The organism is Lentzea sp. NPDC059081, from assembly GCF_042738015.1.
Taxonomy (GTDB): Bacteria; Actinomycetota; Actinomycetes; order Mycobacteriales; family Pseudonocardiaceae; genus Lentzea.
In genome coordinates this window covers 1,054,725-1,069,038 of the sequence record NZ_JBHYGW010000001.1, presented here as the reverse complement: position 1 = coordinate 1,069,038, position 14,314 = coordinate 1,054,725, and the positions used below count along the sequence as shown (strand labels likewise).

At 71.8% G+C, this 14,314-nt stretch carries 16 protein-coding genes; 12 read left to right on the top strand and 4 right to left on the bottom strand.

The window, feature by feature from the left end; all coding sequences use genetic code 11:
* Positions 1-199: 199 nt before the first annotated feature.
* Positions 200-871 (top strand): response regulator transcription factor, encoded by a 672-nt coding sequence (locus tag ACFWV3_RS04295; RefSeq protein ID WP_382408080.1) that lies wholly within the window; start codon positions 200-202, stop codon positions 869-871.
* Between the two features lie 318 nt (positions 872-1,189).
* Here the strand turns inward: ACFWV3_RS04295 and ACFWV3_RS04290 are convergent, their stop codons facing one another.
* Complete coding sequence (locus tag ACFWV3_RS04290) at positions 1,190-1,852, bottom strand: TetR/AcrR family transcriptional regulator (RefSeq protein ID WP_382408077.1); 663 nt, start codon at positions 1,850-1,852, stop codon at positions 1,190-1,192.
* An 85-nt stretch (positions 1,853-1,937) separates the two neighbouring features.
* On the opposite strand from ACFWV3_RS04290, the gene ACFWV3_RS04285 reads away from it, so the two are divergent.
* From ACFWV3_RS04285 to ACFWV3_RS04260, 6 genes are all read left to right on the top strand, one after another.
* Positions 1,938-2,840 carry an NAD-dependent epimerase/dehydratase family protein gene (locus tag ACFWV3_RS04285; RefSeq protein ID WP_382408075.1) on the top strand — a complete coding sequence of 301 codons (903 nt, stop codon included), beginning with the start codon at positions 1,938-1,940 and terminating at the stop codon, positions 2,838-2,840.
* Positions 2,841-2,911: 71 nt separating this feature from the next.
* On the top strand, positions 2,912-3,121 hold the full coding sequence (locus tag ACFWV3_RS04280; RefSeq protein ID WP_382408073.1) for a DUF2795 domain-containing protein: 210 nt from the start codon (positions 2,912-2,914) through the stop codon (positions 3,119-3,121).
* A 201-nt stretch (positions 3,122-3,322) separates the two neighbouring features.
* On the top strand, positions 3,323-4,840 hold the full coding sequence (locus tag ACFWV3_RS04275) for an FAD-dependent oxidoreductase (protein WP_382408071.1): 1,518 nt from the start codon (positions 3,323-3,325) through the stop codon (positions 4,838-4,840).
* Positions 4,837-5,664, top strand: a complete 828-nt coding sequence (locus ACFWV3_RS04270) for a carotenoid biosynthesis protein (protein ID WP_382408069.1) — start codon at positions 4,837-4,839, stop codon at positions 5,662-5,664. The genes ACFWV3_RS04275 and ACFWV3_RS04270 overlap by 4 nt, the downstream gene beginning before the upstream one ends.
* Positions 5,661-6,779 (top strand): glycosyltransferase, encoded by a 1,119-nt coding sequence (locus tag ACFWV3_RS04265; protein ID WP_382408067.1) that lies wholly within the window; start codon positions 5,661-5,663, stop codon positions 6,777-6,779. Before ACFWV3_RS04270 ends, ACFWV3_RS04265 begins: the two co-directional genes overlap by 4 nt.
* A gap of 1 nt (position 6,780) precedes the next feature.
* Positions 6,781-8,253 (top strand): phytoene desaturase family protein, encoded by a 1,473-nt coding sequence (locus tag ACFWV3_RS04260; protein WP_382408065.1) that lies wholly within the window; start codon positions 6,781-6,783, stop codon positions 8,251-8,253.
* Here the strand turns inward: ACFWV3_RS04260 and ACFWV3_RS04255 are convergent.
* Positions 8,215-8,937, bottom strand: a complete 723-nt coding sequence (locus ACFWV3_RS04255) for a CDP-alcohol phosphatidyltransferase family protein (protein ID WP_382408063.1) — start codon at positions 8,935-8,937, stop codon at positions 8,215-8,217. The genes ACFWV3_RS04260 and ACFWV3_RS04255 overlap by 39 nt on opposite strands.
* Positions 8,938-8,992: 55 nt before the next feature.
* On the opposite strand from ACFWV3_RS04255, the gene ACFWV3_RS04250 reads away from it, so the two are divergent.
* Positions 8,993-9,799 (top strand): YhjD/YihY/BrkB family envelope integrity protein, encoded by an 807-nt coding sequence (locus tag ACFWV3_RS04250; RefSeq protein WP_382408061.1) that lies wholly within the window; start codon positions 8,993-8,995, stop codon positions 9,797-9,799.
* Here the strand turns inward: ACFWV3_RS04250 and ACFWV3_RS04245 are convergent, their stop codons facing one another.
* Positions 9,800-9,937, bottom strand: a complete 138-nt coding sequence (locus tag ACFWV3_RS04245) for a CGNR zinc finger domain-containing protein (protein WP_382408059.1) — start codon at positions 9,935-9,937, stop codon at positions 9,800-9,802. It lies immediately after the preceding gene.
* A 22-nt stretch (positions 9,938-9,959) separates the two neighbouring features.
* On the opposite strand from ACFWV3_RS04245, the gene ACFWV3_RS04240 reads away from it, so the two are divergent.
* The 4 genes from ACFWV3_RS04240 to ACFWV3_RS04225 all read left to right on the top strand — a co-directional run bounded on the left by ACFWV3_RS04240 (position 9,960) and on the right by ACFWV3_RS04225 (position 13,393).
* Entirely contained in the window at positions 9,960-10,652 is a 693-nt protein-coding gene (locus ACFWV3_RS04240; protein ID WP_382408057.1) for a hypothetical protein, read from the top strand.
* Positions 10,653-10,694: 42 nt separating this feature from the next.
* A complete protein-coding gene (locus ACFWV3_RS04235; RefSeq protein ID WP_382408055.1) occupies positions 10,695-11,585 on the top strand; it encodes an endo-beta-N-acetylglucosaminidase H in 891 nt (296 codons plus the stop codon).
* Between the two features lie 191 nt (positions 11,586-11,776).
* Positions 11,777-12,778, top strand: a complete 1,002-nt coding sequence (locus tag ACFWV3_RS04230; RefSeq protein ID WP_382408053.1) for an ArsR/SmtB family transcription factor — start codon at positions 11,777-11,779, stop codon at positions 12,776-12,778.
* A 126-nt stretch (positions 12,779-12,904) separates the two neighbouring features.
* Positions 12,905-13,393 (top strand): hypothetical protein, encoded by a 489-nt coding sequence (locus tag ACFWV3_RS04225; RefSeq protein ID WP_382408051.1) that lies wholly within the window; start codon positions 12,905-12,907, stop codon positions 13,391-13,393.
* Positions 13,394-13,431: 38 nt separating this feature from the next.
* On the opposite strand, the gene ACFWV3_RS04220 is transcribed toward ACFWV3_RS04225, so the two are convergent.
* Positions 13,432-14,193 (bottom strand): NAD(P)H-binding protein, encoded by a 762-nt coding sequence (locus ACFWV3_RS04220; protein WP_382408049.1) that lies wholly within the window; start codon positions 14,191-14,193, stop codon positions 13,432-13,434.
* Positions 14,194-14,314: the final 121 nt, after the last annotated feature.

The window sequence follows — 14,314 nt, the reverse complement described above, 5'->3', positions numbered from 1 at the left end:
GTCGTGCGCCATTCGGGCGCTGGGCCATGTGAGCAGTGGACCGCTGTTCGACGCCGGTGAGGAAGTCACACGAATCATGACTTGACAAAGGCGCGCGAGAATGGCGGAATGCGCGCGGTCATGAGGCAGTACCGTATCGGGAACAAGCGCGGCGACAGTGGTGAGCACACGTTCTGGGGCACCACGAAGGAGGCCGAGGGTGACCGCGTCCGTCAATCCCGCCGAGCCCGGGTGGCATGGCCGGAAGAGCCAGTTGTGCACGGTGGCGATCGCCGCGCGCCACCCGCTGGTGCGCGCGGGAGCCGTCTGGGCCGCGGCGGCGGAGAACGGTTTCCGCGTGGTCGAGTCGGTGGAGTCGGTGGAGACCCTGGTCGCCGACGAGCCCCTCGACCTGGTCGTCGTCGAGAGCGACCCGCTGGGTCCGCCGCCGTGCGCCACGACCGTCGCGAGGCTGGCCGTGACGAGCAAAGTGCTGCTCCTGGCGTCCACCAGCGACAAGGCGACGCGTGCGCTCGTCGCCGACACCGGTGCCCACCTGGTGGTCGAGCACGACGCGGAGGTCGCCGACCTGGTCGCCGCCCTGCACCGGCTCGCCGCCGAGGTGGTGGCCGGGCGCGCGGAGGACCGGCCCCAGCGGGGTGCACCGCTCAGCCGGCGCGAGATCGAGACCATGCGGCACATCGGCGCCGGGCTGACCTATCGCCAGGTCGCCCGCAGGATGGGGTTGTCCGAGGCCACCGTGGGCACCTACGCCCGCCGCATCCGCGAAAAGCTGAACGCCGCGACGAAGGTCGAGATGGTGGTGAACGCGATGGAGTTCGGCTATGTCGCGCGGCCGGGCACCGTTCTTGCGAGCGTTCGCAACGTTTAGCGGTCACTGTCGGGAAACGCGCGAGAATTGCCGCAGAATTACCGTAGTCACTTCGACCGTCGACAACCTTCTTCTGGTTCGTCGAGCAGTGAACGGGATGCAAACCGCAGAATCGACCGGACGCTGCGCATCATCGGAGTGGTTCAGCTCCGCAATGCTACGGCTGGCAAGATCTCGGTGCGCGCCTTCAAGCGACGGTTGTCGAACGGCGGCCACGCTCGCGTGTTCGCCGATCAGAAACGACGTGAGGCGGCAGGCTCGGGAGGGCACTCGAGTCCCGGCTCTGGTCCCTGCTCGGCGAGTGAGCCTACGCCGGCCCTACCGGTCCGACACCGAACGACGAGCCGAGCTACCGCGGTGGCGGGTCGCCTCGGTCCGCCAGCCGAGGAGGAGAGCACGCACAGCCTGCTCGGCCAGTAGTCGGGCACGGTCGTTGTCGCGATGCCCGAGCGAGGCGATCCCGTACAACGCGCCCCACAGAATCTCGCAGGCCTGGCCGGAGTCCGCCAAGACCACGTCATGCGCGGCCGCCCACGCGGTGAGCAGCTCGTCGAGGGCGTCGATGGCCGGTTTCGCGACGCGACGGCGTTCGTCCGCGTCGATCGCCGGGTCGTTCATGACCTGGTAGAGGTGGGGGTGCTCGCCGGCGAACCGGACGTACTCCGACGCGACGCGCGTCATGCGCCGGTCGGGGTCGGGCTCGGGCAGAACGTTGCGGAACTCGGTCAGCATCAGGTGGTGGCCGTGCGCGACCAGCTCCAGCACGAGCGCGTCCTTGTTCGCGAAGTGCTGGTAGACGACGGGGGCCGTGTACTGGACGTCGTGGGCGATGCGCCGGATCGTGAGGGCGGCGGCACCCTCGGTCTCGAGGACGTGCAGCGCCGCCTCGATGATCCGCTCGCGGGTGTTCGCCCGTTCGCGGGCCCGTCTCGTGCTGGTCGGCATGGTCCGCCACTTCGCCTCGATGGTGTGCTCGAACACTAACCACCGCTCTTGACCCGCCCTCCGGCGCGCGCCAGAGTTAACGACGTTAGAAAATCTAACGTCGTTAGAAATGTGAGTCGTCATGGCCAAGCACGTCGTCATCGGCGCCGGTTCAATCGGTGCCACCGTCGCCCGTCTGCTCGCGGAGCAGGGGGAGACCGTCCGGATCGTCACGCGGAGCGGCTCCGGGCCCGAGCACCAGCTGGTCGAACGGGTCGCCGCGGACGCGTCCGACCCGGTCGGCCTGAGCGAGCTGGCGTGCGGGGCGGAGGTCGTCTACCACTGCGCCAACCCGCCGTCGTACACGACGTGGGAACGCCTGCTGCCGCCCTTGCAGACCGCCGCCATCGCCGCCGCCCGCGCGAACGACGCCGTGCTCGCCCTGACCAGCAGCATGTACGCCTACGGCCCGCAGCCCGGTGGCCGCATGGACGAACACACCCCGATGGCCGCCGTTGGGCGCAAAGGCCGCCTGCGCAGACGCATGTGGGAGCAGGCCCTCGGCTCCGGTGTCCGCACGGTCGAGGTCCGCGGCTCGGACTACGTCGGCAAGGACGCCAACGGCATCTACCCGCTGCTGATCGAACCGGCCCTGCGCGCGGGCAGAGCGGCGTGGATCACCGGTCACCTCGACCAGCCGCACACCTTCACCGTCAACGTCGACATGGCACGAGCGCTCTTGACTCTCGCCCGGGACGAACGGGCGTGGGGCCGCGCGTGGCACGTGCCGTCACCGCCGGCCGTCACCATCCGCGACCTGGCTCGGCGCTACGCCGCGGCGGCGGGAGCACCGCCGCTCAAGCTGATCCAGTTGCCGCGCTTCGTCCTGCGCGCCGCCGGACTGGTCGTGCCGATCGCCCGCGAGATGGCCGAGATGGACTACCAGTGGTACGCGCCGTTCCACGTGGACGCGACCGAGACGGCCGAGACCTTCGGCCTGACCGCGACGGACCTCGACACCGCCGTCCGCGACGAGGTCGGCTGACGAACCTCCCGTTAACAACCCGGAATCCCGGGTAGTCGAGGGGCCGAGACACCCCGACCCGGAGGAGAACGATGAGCGACACCACCACCGTCGACCGGTTGCGCACGGTCCTGGCCGATGTGTCCTACCCGGCGGACAAGGGCCGGCTGGTGGACCACGCGTCGCGCAACAACGCGGACGAGGACACCGTGCACGCGCTGCACTCCGTCCCCGATCACGTCTACGAGTCGTTCGACGAGGTGCTGGACGCGGCCGCCATCGACCAGAGCCGCGAAGCCTGACCACTCGTTGTGCAGACCGGCCGGACTGCCCATACGGTCGAGCAAGACGTGAATCCGCCACGGGATCGGCGCCGGTGACCGGTGCCGATCCCGTCGCCTCCACCACAACCAGGACGCACTGATCGCGACTCCGCCCACGGGCCGTCGCGGGGCGGAGCGCGCTCTGCGCACCGCACGTCCGACGCCGGAACGGGAGCACCGATGAAAGACCGCAAGGCGGTGCGGATTCCCGCGCCCGCCGGACGTCCGCGGCTGGACGGCGACGTGCCGGTCGTCGCCGTGGTGGGCGGGGGCATCGCCGGTCTGGCGGCGGCCACGCTGCTCGCGGAACGGGGTGCGCGGGTCGTGTTGCTCGAGCGCGAGACCTACCTCGGCGGGCGGGTCGGCGGGTGGCGCACGACGCTCGCCGACGGCAGCGACGTCACCATGACCCGCGGCTTCCACGCGTTCTTCCGGCAGTACTACAACCTGCGGTCGTTGCTGCGGCGGGTCGACCCGGACGGCCGGGCGCTGACCGCGATACCGGACTACCCGCTGTGGCACGCCCGCGGCGACCGCGACTCGTTCGCCGGCATGCCGACGACGGCACCGTGGAACGTATTGGCGTTCCTGCGCCGCAGCCCCACGTTCCGCTGGCGCGACCTGCCGGAGATGAACCCGGAGGCGGCGCTGAAGCTGCTGGACGTGTCGGTGCCCGGTGTCTACGACGAGCTCGACGGCATCGACGCGGCCGAGTACCTGCGGCGCGTCCGGTTCCCCGAGTCCGCGCACGCCCTCGCGTTCGAGGTGTTCTCCCGCAGCTTCTTCGCGCACCCCAAGGACATGTCCGCCGCGGAGCTCGCGGTGATGTTCCACATCTACTTCCTCGGGTCCAGCGAGGGCCTGCTCTTCGACGTCGCGGCGGACCCGTTCCCGCACGGCCTGTGGGACCCGCTGGGCCACCGCCTCACCGAACTGGGTGCCGACGTGCGCACCGGCGTCGACGTGCGGTCGGTGGACCAGGGCGGCACGAGGCGTTTCGCCGTGACCACCGGCGACGGTGTGCTCGACGCCGACGCCGTGGTGCTCGCCACCGACGTGAACGGGCTGCGCGGCATCGTGGCGTTCTCACCGCGGCTGGGCGACGAGAGCTGGCGGGCGCGGGTGGACGGGGTGCGGACCGCGCCGCCGTTCCTCGTGTCGCGGTACTGGCTCGACCGGCCGGTCGACCGGCCCGGCTTCATCGGCACCAGCGGGTACGACCTGCTCGACAACGTCAGCGTGCTCGACAGCTACGAGCACGAGGCCAGAGCGTGGGCCGCCCGCACCGGCGGGTCGGTCGTGGAGCTGCACGGGTACGCTATCCCGTCCGATGTGGACGAAGGTGAGGCGAGGCGGCGGCTCCGGGAGCAGCTGACCGAGGTCTACCCCGAGACCAAGGGCGCCACCGTCGTCGACGAACGGCACGAGTGGCGCGCCGACTGCCCGTTGTTCCCCGCCGGTGGCTACGAGAACAGGCCGCGGGTGCGCACGCCGGACGACTTCCTCGTGCTGGCAGGAGATCTGGTGCGCATCGACCTGCCGGTGGCGCTGATGGAACGCGCTGCCACGACCGGTTTCGCCGCGGCCAACCAGCTGCTCGGCCGGTGGGGAGTCACGGGAACCGACCTCTGGACGGTGCCCGTCGAAGGGCGGGTGCCGCTGCTGCGCGCGGCCGCTCGCCGGCAGAGGTCCGCGTGAGCGTCGGCGTGCGGCCCCGTGTCGCGAACCCCGTCCTGCGCGGGGCGGTGCCGGTGGTGGCGTGGGTCTGCGGCGCGCTCGTCGTGCTCGCGCAGATCGTCTACTCGATGACCGCGCCGGAGGACCGGATCTTCACGACGGTGGTCTCGGTGATCGCCTTCGCGGTGGCGTCGGTCTGCGACGCCCTGGCCCGCTTCGGTCCGCGGGCGGCGGTCCTGCTGGTGGCGGTCGCCGGAGGCGGCGGACTGCTGGCCGAGACCATCGGCGTGCACACGGGGTTCCCGTTCGGCGAGTACCGCTACACGGGGTCGCTGGGCCTGGAGGTCGTCGGGGTGCCGGTCGTCGTGGCGCTGGCCTGGGTGATGATGTGCTGGCCCGCGTTGCTCGTCGGACGGTCGCTCGCCGCCTGGTCGCGCGCGGACCGTCCACTGTGGCTGGTGGCCGGCATCGGCGCGTGGGCGTTGGCGTCGTGGGACGTGTTCCTCGACCCGCAGATGGTGGACGCCGGCCACTGGATGTGGGCCGATCCCGACCCGGCACTTCCCGGCGTGCACGGGATCCCGTTGACCAACTACGCCGGCTGGGTGCTGGTCGCCGTGCTGATGGTGGCCGTCCTGCACCGCAGCGCCGGTAGTCCGCGCGTCGGCCGCGAGCTCGACCTGCGGGCCGGTCCGGCACCGGTGCTCTACCTGTGGACCTATGGTTCGTCGGTCTGGGCGCACGCGGCGTTCTTCGACCGCCCGCTGGTCTCCGTGGTCGCCGGAGTGCTGATGGGACTGGTCGCGGTGCCGTTCGCCGTCGCGGTCTGGCGGGCCTATCGGTGAAACGGCTCCTGCGCGCGGCGGTGCGGGGCGCCGCCGTCGGTTCCGCGCTGGCCGCGGCACACGCCCTGGTGAACGCGCGGCTGATGCGAGTACCGGCGGCTGCTCCTCCCGGATGCCGTGAGGCGGTGTCGGTCCTCGTGCCCGCGCGGGACGAGGCGCACCGGATCGCGCCGGCCGTCGAGTCGCTGCTGGCCCAGCGGAACGTGTCCGACCTGGAGATCATCGTCTTGGACGACGGTTCGACCGACGGCACCGCCGACGAGGTGCGCCGTGCCGCGGGCGGCGACGCACGAGTGCGTGTCGTGACGGGTGAGGCGCCGCCCGACGGGGTGCCCGGCAAGCCTCACGCCTGTGCGCAGCTGGCCGAGCTCGCGCGTGGTCGCGTGCTGGTGTTCGTCGACGCCGACGTCGTCCTCGCACCCCACGCGATCGCCTCGGCCGTGGCTCTGTTGCGGGACAACGACCTCGACCTCGTGTCCCCGTTCCCGCGGCAGCTCGCCGACGGCACCGGAGCGCGGCTGGTCCAGCCGCTGCTGCAGTGGTCGTGGCTGGTCTTCCTGCCGTTGCGCCTCGCCGAACGCTCGCCCCGGCCGTCGTTGTCGGCGGCGAACGGGCAGTTCCTCGTGGTGGACGCCGCGGCCTACGACCGCTGCGGCGGGTTCCGGGGCATCGCCACGGCGGTGCTCGACGACATCGCGTTGCTGCGGGCGGTCAAGCGCAGCGGCGGCCGCGGCGTGGTCGTCGACGGCAGCACGGTCGCCGACTGCCGGATGTACGAGGACTGGGCGCAGGTCCGGGACGGGTACGAGAAGTCGCTGTGGTCGGCCACCGGCAGCCCGGCAGGCGCGGCGGTGCTGTCGCTCGTGCTGGCCTGGCTGTACGTCCTCCCGCCGGTCGCCGCGCTGGCGGGGTCGCGCGCCGGTGCCGCGGGCTACGCGGCGGGCGTGCTCACCAGGGTCGTGACCGCACGGCACACCGGTGGCCGGGTGTGGCCGGACGCGCTCGCCCACCCGGTGTCGGTGGGGGTCCTGGTGACGCTCATCGGGCGGTCGTGGCGGGCGCGGCGGGCCGGGCGCCTGCGGTGGAAGGGCCGGTCGTTGGGGGAGAGCAGCTGACGTGGCACGGGTAGCGGTGATCGGCGCCGGCATGGGCGGCCTGGCGGCGGCCGCCCGGCTCGCGAGGTCGGGGCACGACGTCACGGTGTACGAACAGGCCGGGAGTCACGGCGGCAAGCTCGGCACGCTCCAGCGCGACGGGTACACGTTCGACACCGGGCCGTCGCTGCTGACGCTCCCGCACGTCTACCGCGACCTGTTCGCGGCCACCGGCGCGCCGCTCGACGACCTCGTCGAGATCGTGCCGGTCGACCCGACCTGCCGCTACCGCTTCCCCGACGGCTCCGAGCTCGACATGCCGCACGCCGAGGAGCACGTGGAGGCCGCGCTGACCGACGCGTTCGGGCCCGAGGCCGCGCGGCAGTGGCGTGCGGTGCTCACCGACGCGGAACGGTTGTGGGGCCTGGTCGGCGAACCGGTGCTGCAGAACCCGTTGGGAGGTGTGCGGGACCTGCTGCGCCGGTCGGCGAGCGTCCGCGACCTGATGGCGATCGCGCCGTGGCGCACGCTGCGCGGGGTGGGGGAGCGGCGGCTGAGCGACCCGCGGCTGCGCATGCTCCTCGACCGCTACGCCACCTACAGCGGGTCCGATCCCCGGCGCACGCCCGCGCTCATGACGGTGGTCCCGTTCATCGAGCAGCGGTTCGGCGGCTGGTACGTGCGCGGTGGGCTGCGCCGCCTCGGCGACGCGCTGTTCGGCCGCTGCGCCGACCTCGGTGTCCGCTTCCGGTTCGACGCCCCGGTCACCGCCGTGGAGTCCGGCGGGAGCGGGGTCACCGGAGTGCGGCTGCGGGACGGGGAACGGCAGCCCGCCGACGTCGTCGTGTCCGATGTGGACGCCGAGCACCTCTACGGCGAGCTGCTCGCGGACCGGCGCTCGCACCGTCCACAACGGATGCTCCGCAAGACCCAGCCGTCGCTGTCCGGGTTCGTGCTCCTCCTGGCGCTGCGGGGAAGAACACCGAACCCCGCCCACCACCGCGTGCTGTTCCCCGCCGACTACGACGACGAGTTCGACTCCATCTTCGGCCGCCGGCCGCGACCGGTGCCCGACCCGACGGTCTACGTGTGCGCGCCGGACGACCCCGCCATCGCGCCCGACGGCGACGAGGCGTGGTTCGTCCTGGTCAACGCGCCGCGGCAGGGAGACGTCGACTGGACCGAACCCGGACTCGCCGACTCCTACGCCGACCGGGTCCTGCGGGTGATGGCCGACCGAGGCCTGGACGTCCGGAACCGGGTGCGGTGGCGGGAGATCCGCACACCGGCCGACTGGGCGCGCGACACGGGCGCCGTCGGCGGCTCGATCTACGGCTCGTCGTCGAACGGTCCGCGCGCGGCGCTGCTCCGGCCGGCCAACCGCGCCCCGGTGCCCGGCCTGTTCCTCGTCGGCGGCTCGGCGCACCCCGGCGGCGGGCTGCCGCTCGTGGCCATGTCAGCGGGGATCGTCGCCCGGCTCGTCGGACCGGCCTGACGCGAACGGCCCCGTCCACGGCCGGCCGGCGAGCTCCCGCCGGATGCCGGCCGCGAGCTGACCGAGTCCCACGGCGGCGCACCCCGCCCACAGCAGGGCCGACACGGCGGCCCAGCCCCACCCGGTGACCGGCGTGCCCGCGGGGGCCAGACCCGTGCCCGCACAGGCGATCGCGACCACGATCACCCTGGTCGGGCGTTCCGCCACGGTGATCGTCCCCGCCGACGCCATGCCGACGGCCTGCGCCTTCGCCCGCGCGTACTCGTGCAGCAGCACCGTCGCGCCGATCGCCGCGCACCACCAAGCCTCGGCGCCGAGCACCAGCAGGACCAGCACCAGCGCCAGGTCCGCCAGCCGGTCGGCGACGGCGTCGACCACCGCTCCCAGCGGCCGCACCCGGCCGGTGCGCAGGGCGACCGCGCCGTCCAGTCCGTCGAGGACACCGGTCCCGACCACGAGCAGCAACGCGAGGAGAGCCCAGCGTCCACCCGCAGCGGCTGCGGCAACCGCGCTTCCCGCGACCACCACACCGGCCGCCGACAACACATCGGGGTGCACGCGGTCGAAAGGCCGCGCCAGCGCGTGCACGAACCGGAGCCACCCGACGACCAGCCTGCTGGCGGACACGTCCTCGCCGTGCAGCCGGGACCATCCGGCGACTGGGTTCGCCTTGTCACCGGTCATGTCCACCACCGTAGGCGGAGGGATGACTGTGCGCAGGTTCGGGTAGTTACGGATCATGCATGTTCTCCGCGCCGTCGCAGCGGCCACGTCGAGCGCGCTGCGCGGCCGGGACCTCCTGCTGTGGGCCGCCGGACTGACGTTCTTCTCGGCGCTCGGCCTGGTGCCGTTGCTGCTGCTGGCTTTGCGCGGGGTGTCGCTGCTGTTCGGCGCCGAGCTGGTGATCGACGGCGCTCGGACGGTGGGAGGTGCCCTGCCTCAGGCGCACGACCCGACCGCCGCGCTCGTCCAGCTCGCCGAGGCGGCGACGACCACGCCCTGGCCTCTGCTCGTGGCGGCGCTGTTCCCCGCGACGCTCTACGGCGAGGGACTGCGCCGCGGACTCGTGCAGGCGGCCGGCGAGGGGGTGACCAAGTGGACCGGGTGGGCGGGCCGGATCACGTTCCTCCCGGTGCTCCTCGTCGCGCCGCTGCTGGTAGCGCTGCCGCTCGCGTTCGCGCCGGACGTAGCCCGGCTCTACGACGCCGGCGGCTGGTCCACCGTGCTGGGCGTCGTGCTGTCGTTCCACCTCGACCTGGTCCCGGTCTGCGTGACCATCGGCCTGGTGTTCGCGTTCGTAGGCCCGGTCGCCCTGCCGGCCAGGACGGTCCTGGGCGCCGCCGTCCTGCTCGGCGGGACGCTCACGGGCTTCCTGCACGGGTTCGTGGTGTTCCTCGCGATCCCGGTGGACTGGGCGATCCCGTACGGCGGCCTGGCCGTGCCCGGCGCGGTCGCGGCGATCGGCCTGTGGCTGTTCCTGCTGCACGGCCTGCTGCTCTTCGGCTACCGGATCACCTTGAGCACCCATGAAGTGCTGCGCCGCTGATCAGACCGCGTCGTGCCGGCGCTCGCGGTAGGCGCGGGTCTTCTGGCGGTTGCCGCAGATCTCCATCGCGCACCAGCGACCGCGGCCGTTGCGCGAGACGTCGTAGAACGCCCAGCGGCAGTCCGGAGCGGCGCACAACCTGACACGCGACCAGTCACCCTTGGCGCGGTTCGAGAAGGTCCTGCCGCTCCTGACGGACCTGGGCTACGACCGCTACGTCGTCTCCGCGGGCGACGTCGGCTGCGACGTGGCCGAAGTGCTGGCCGCCGAACACCCGGACGCCGTCGCCGCCCTGCACCTGACCGACGTGTCGCAGCACCGCTTCCGGATCGACCCGCCTACCGGCCTGTCCCCGGCCGAGCAGGAGTACGTGCGGTACGGGCAGCGCTGGCAGGACGAGGAGGGCGGCTACATGCACGAGCAGCGCACCAAGCCGCACACACTGGCCGTGGCCCTGGGCGACTCGCCGGCAGGACTGGCCGCCTGGCTGGTGGAGAAGCTGCGCACGTGGACGGACTGCGCCGGTGACGTCACGACCGTGTTCACCCGCGACGAGCTCCTGACCTGGGTGACCGCCTACTGGGTCAGCGGCGCGATCGGCACCTCGTTCACTCCGCACGCCGAGTCGGGCCCCGGTCCGCAGACGCCGATCACCGCACCGACGGCGTTCACGATCTTCCCGAAGGACCTCGTCAACGCACCGCGCTGTCCCTCGCCTGACCCCTGCGACCGACGAACACACCTGGCGACGGCGTTGCCAGGGCCGGTCGACCGGTTCGCGGTGAACGGGACAACCCACCGGACAGAGGTGCCGGCATCCGTGGACGGCAGGAGTTCACTGCTGGTTCGCTGATCTGGCCAACCCCTGCCAACCCCAGTCGATGGGAGTTGATCGATGGTGTCCGGAGTCCGTCGGATCGTCGCGCTAGCAGCGGCGGTCGCACTGATCACCAGCGGGACCACGACCCCTGCGGGCGCGCTCGCGAAGACCGGGCCCGTTTCCGTGGCCTACGTCGAGGTCAACAACAACAGCATGCTCAACGTGGGCAAGTACGCGCTGACCAACGGCAGCGGCAACGCCTTCGACATCGGCGTGATCTTCGCCGCCAACATCAACTACGACGTCGCGACCAAGTCGGCCTACCTGTACTTCAACCCGAACGTGCAGCGCGTGCTCGACAACGTGGCCACCCAGGTCCGCCCGCTGCAGGCCAAGGGGATCAAGGTCACCCTGTCGATCCTGGGCAACCACGAGGGCGCCGGGTTCGCCAACTTCCCGACCAAACAGTCCGCCGAGGCGTTCGCGAAGCAGCTGTCCGACACCGTGACCAGGTACGGCCTGGACGGCATCGACTTCGACGACGAGTACTCCGAGTACGGCAAGAACGGCACCGGCCAGCCGAACGCGAGCTCGTTCGTCTACCTGGTCACGGCGCTGCGCGCGGCGATGCCGAACAAGCTGATCACTCTGTACAACATCGGCCCGTCGGCGACGCGGCTGTCCTACGGGGGCGTCGACATCACGTCGAAGTTCGACTACGCCTGGAACCCCTACTACGGCACGTGGAGCCCGCCGTCCATGGCGCTGCCCAAGTCCAGGCTCTCGCCCGCGGCCGTCCACATCAACTCGACGTCCACCTCCACCGCCGCCAGCTTCGCGAGGCGGACGGTGAGCGAGGGCTACGGCGTCTACCTGACCTACAACCTCGGCGCCACCGACTCGCACACCTACATCTCCTCCTTCACCAGGGAGCTCTACGGCTCCGACACCCGCTACACCGGATAACGGCCGGCGCCACCGGGATCCGGCTCGCCTGCATCCCGGATCCCGGTGGCGATCGCCGTGGTGTGGGCCGATCGGTGGGTGCTGGGTGAAACCCGCGCGCCACCTCCCGGCGAGCCGGATCCTTGCGGCAGAGGGCATATCCAGGGGCACCGGTCGCGGGGGCGGCCCGTGCCGACGGGCCGGGGGGCGACGTGCCGCAGCTGCGCATCCATTTCACCGACGCGGACATCGCGCGGACGAGGTTGAAGCTGGAGATCGACCCCATGTGGGAGGTCATCAGCAGCGTCCAGGTCCTGCAGCACTCGCAAGGGGGTCTGGCGATCGCCCCGTGGCGCCGCCGGGTGCGCGAGCGGATGGGCCGGGACAACCATCTGCGGGCGGCGGTGGAGACACTGATGACCGTGGCGCCGCACGCTGCCTACTTCCCGGACTTCCTCACGCCCGCACTCGACCTGTCGGAGTTCGGCGAGGGGGTCGAGGCGGTGCTGTCGACGCCACCGCACCGGCTGCGCGAGGAGGTCGGCCGGCTCGAGCCGGCCTCCGGTCCGGCCGCGACGTGGCTGGCGGAGCTCGCCCGCGGGAAGTCGCCGGCGTTGCGCCATCTGCGGGAGGCCTTGCGGGTGTACATCGAGTCCGCGCTCGCACCGGACCTCCCGATGATCGAGGACGGGCTGCGCAGGGAGTGCGCCGGCGGGATCGAGCGCTACCTGCGGGCCGGACCCGAGGGACTGCTGCGGTGGCTCGGGCCGCCGACGACCTGGGAGCACCCGGTCCTGACGGTCGACTACCCGCTGGACCGCGACCTGCACCTCGACGGCAGGGGCCTGGTGCTGACCCCGTCCTACTTCTGCCTGCTCCACCCGGTCGCCTTGGCGGACCCGTCGCTGCGCCCGGTCCTGGTGTTCCCGATGCGGGACGAGTTCCGGTTGCTGGCCGGTGATCACGGCAGCGGCCACCTGGGTGCGTTGCTGGGCGCCACGAGGGCCGAGATCCTGCGCTCGGTCGTCGACGGCAGCACCACCACGCGCCTGGCGAGACTGACCGGCGTCGCGGCGGCCACCGTCAGCCACCACACGGCCGTCCTGCGCAACTCCGGGCTCATCACGACCGAGCGCCACGAGAACTTCGCGACCCACCTCATCACACCGCTGGGTCTGCGGTTGCTCACCGCCGGGTCCGTCGACCGGGCGTGACCACCGACGAGTGCTTAGACCCTGCTCGAAACACGGTCCCCGCCCGCGCCCCCGGTGGGAAGGTCACCACCGCTCATCGATGTTCCATCACCAAAGGGGGAGTACGTGAGGAAATCATTGGCTTCGATGCTCTTGGTGGTCGCCGCCACGATGCCGTTGCTGGGCACCACCGTCGCCGCGTCCGCCGAGTCCACGCCCGGCGAGATCACGATCTCCGACACGACGTTGCGCAACTGCGACAACCGGCTGGAGGACTTCGTGTTCGGCTCGGGCGACGCGCTGTGGCACAGGTGGCAGACGAGCGCGGGCGGGTCGTGGAGCAACTGGGAGAGCCTCGGCGGACCGCTGATCTACGGCATCGACGCGTCGCGCAACGCCGACTGCCGCCTCGAAGCGTTCGGCATCGGCCGCAACCAGGAGATGTACCACATCTGGCAGACGACCCCGGGCGGCGGCTGGAGCGGCTGGGACAGCCTCGGCGGAATCCTGGTCGACAGGCCCTACTCGCGGCGGCTGTCGGACGGCAGGCTCGAAGTCTGCGCCTGGGGTCCGGACGACATCTACCACTGCAAGGCGCAGGTCTCGCCCGGCGGCGGGTGGGGCGGCTGGTACTAGTCGCCCTACCCGGAGAAAGACACCGTCTCGGGCGTTGATCAGCGTCCGCCGGCGCGCAGGTGCTCGGCCATGGTCCGCGGTGCCCGGCCGAGCACCTGTGCCAGATCGGGCGTCTGCCGCTCCAGGGCGCCCGCGCGGATCTGCGCGTGGAGCCACCGCACCGGACTGGGCCCGTCGTCGGCCACCTCGCGGTAGGTCACTCCCAGGGACTCGGCGATCTCCCGGTGAGTCCACAGAGGACCGGTGAGGTCGTAGGCCTGTCCGAGGTGCCGGTCGTCGAGGAGCACCTCCGCGGCGGCATCGGCCAGGTCGGCGCGGAACGCGGTGTTCAGACCACGCCCGCCCGCGCTGGCCGTCAGCTCGCCGTCGACGATCTTCGGCACGAACGCATCGCTGTAGAACGGGTGCCGCAGCAGTGTGTGCGGTATCCCGCTGTCGGCAAGGGCCTGCTCCGTCGCGTGGTGGGCCTCGGTGAGCCCGGTCGCCGTGGTGTCCGCGCCCAGGAAACTGGTGTAGACGATCGCGCCCACCCCGGCGTCGCGGGCGGCGGTGATGGCGTTGCGGTGCTGCGCCACGCGTTTCGCCGGGTCCAGCTCGGGGGAGGAGATGAGCAGCACCTTGCCGGCACCGTCGAACGCCGCCACCAGACTGGCCGGGTCGTCGTAGTCGCCGTGCCGGGCCGCGATGCCCGCCGGTGCGCGGGACGGGTCGCGGACGGTCGCGACCACCTCGCTGTGCGCCGACAACCGTTCGACGACCAGGCGTCCCAGTGCACCGGACGCAGCCGTGACGACGATCAAGGGCCCTCCTCCGCTCGATGATCGCCAAGCAAAGCCGAGCGGGGCGGGGGGGGGGGGGCGGGGGGCGGGGGTGGGGGGAGAACACCGGAGGGAAAGGGGGGGGGAGAGGGGGTGTCTCCCT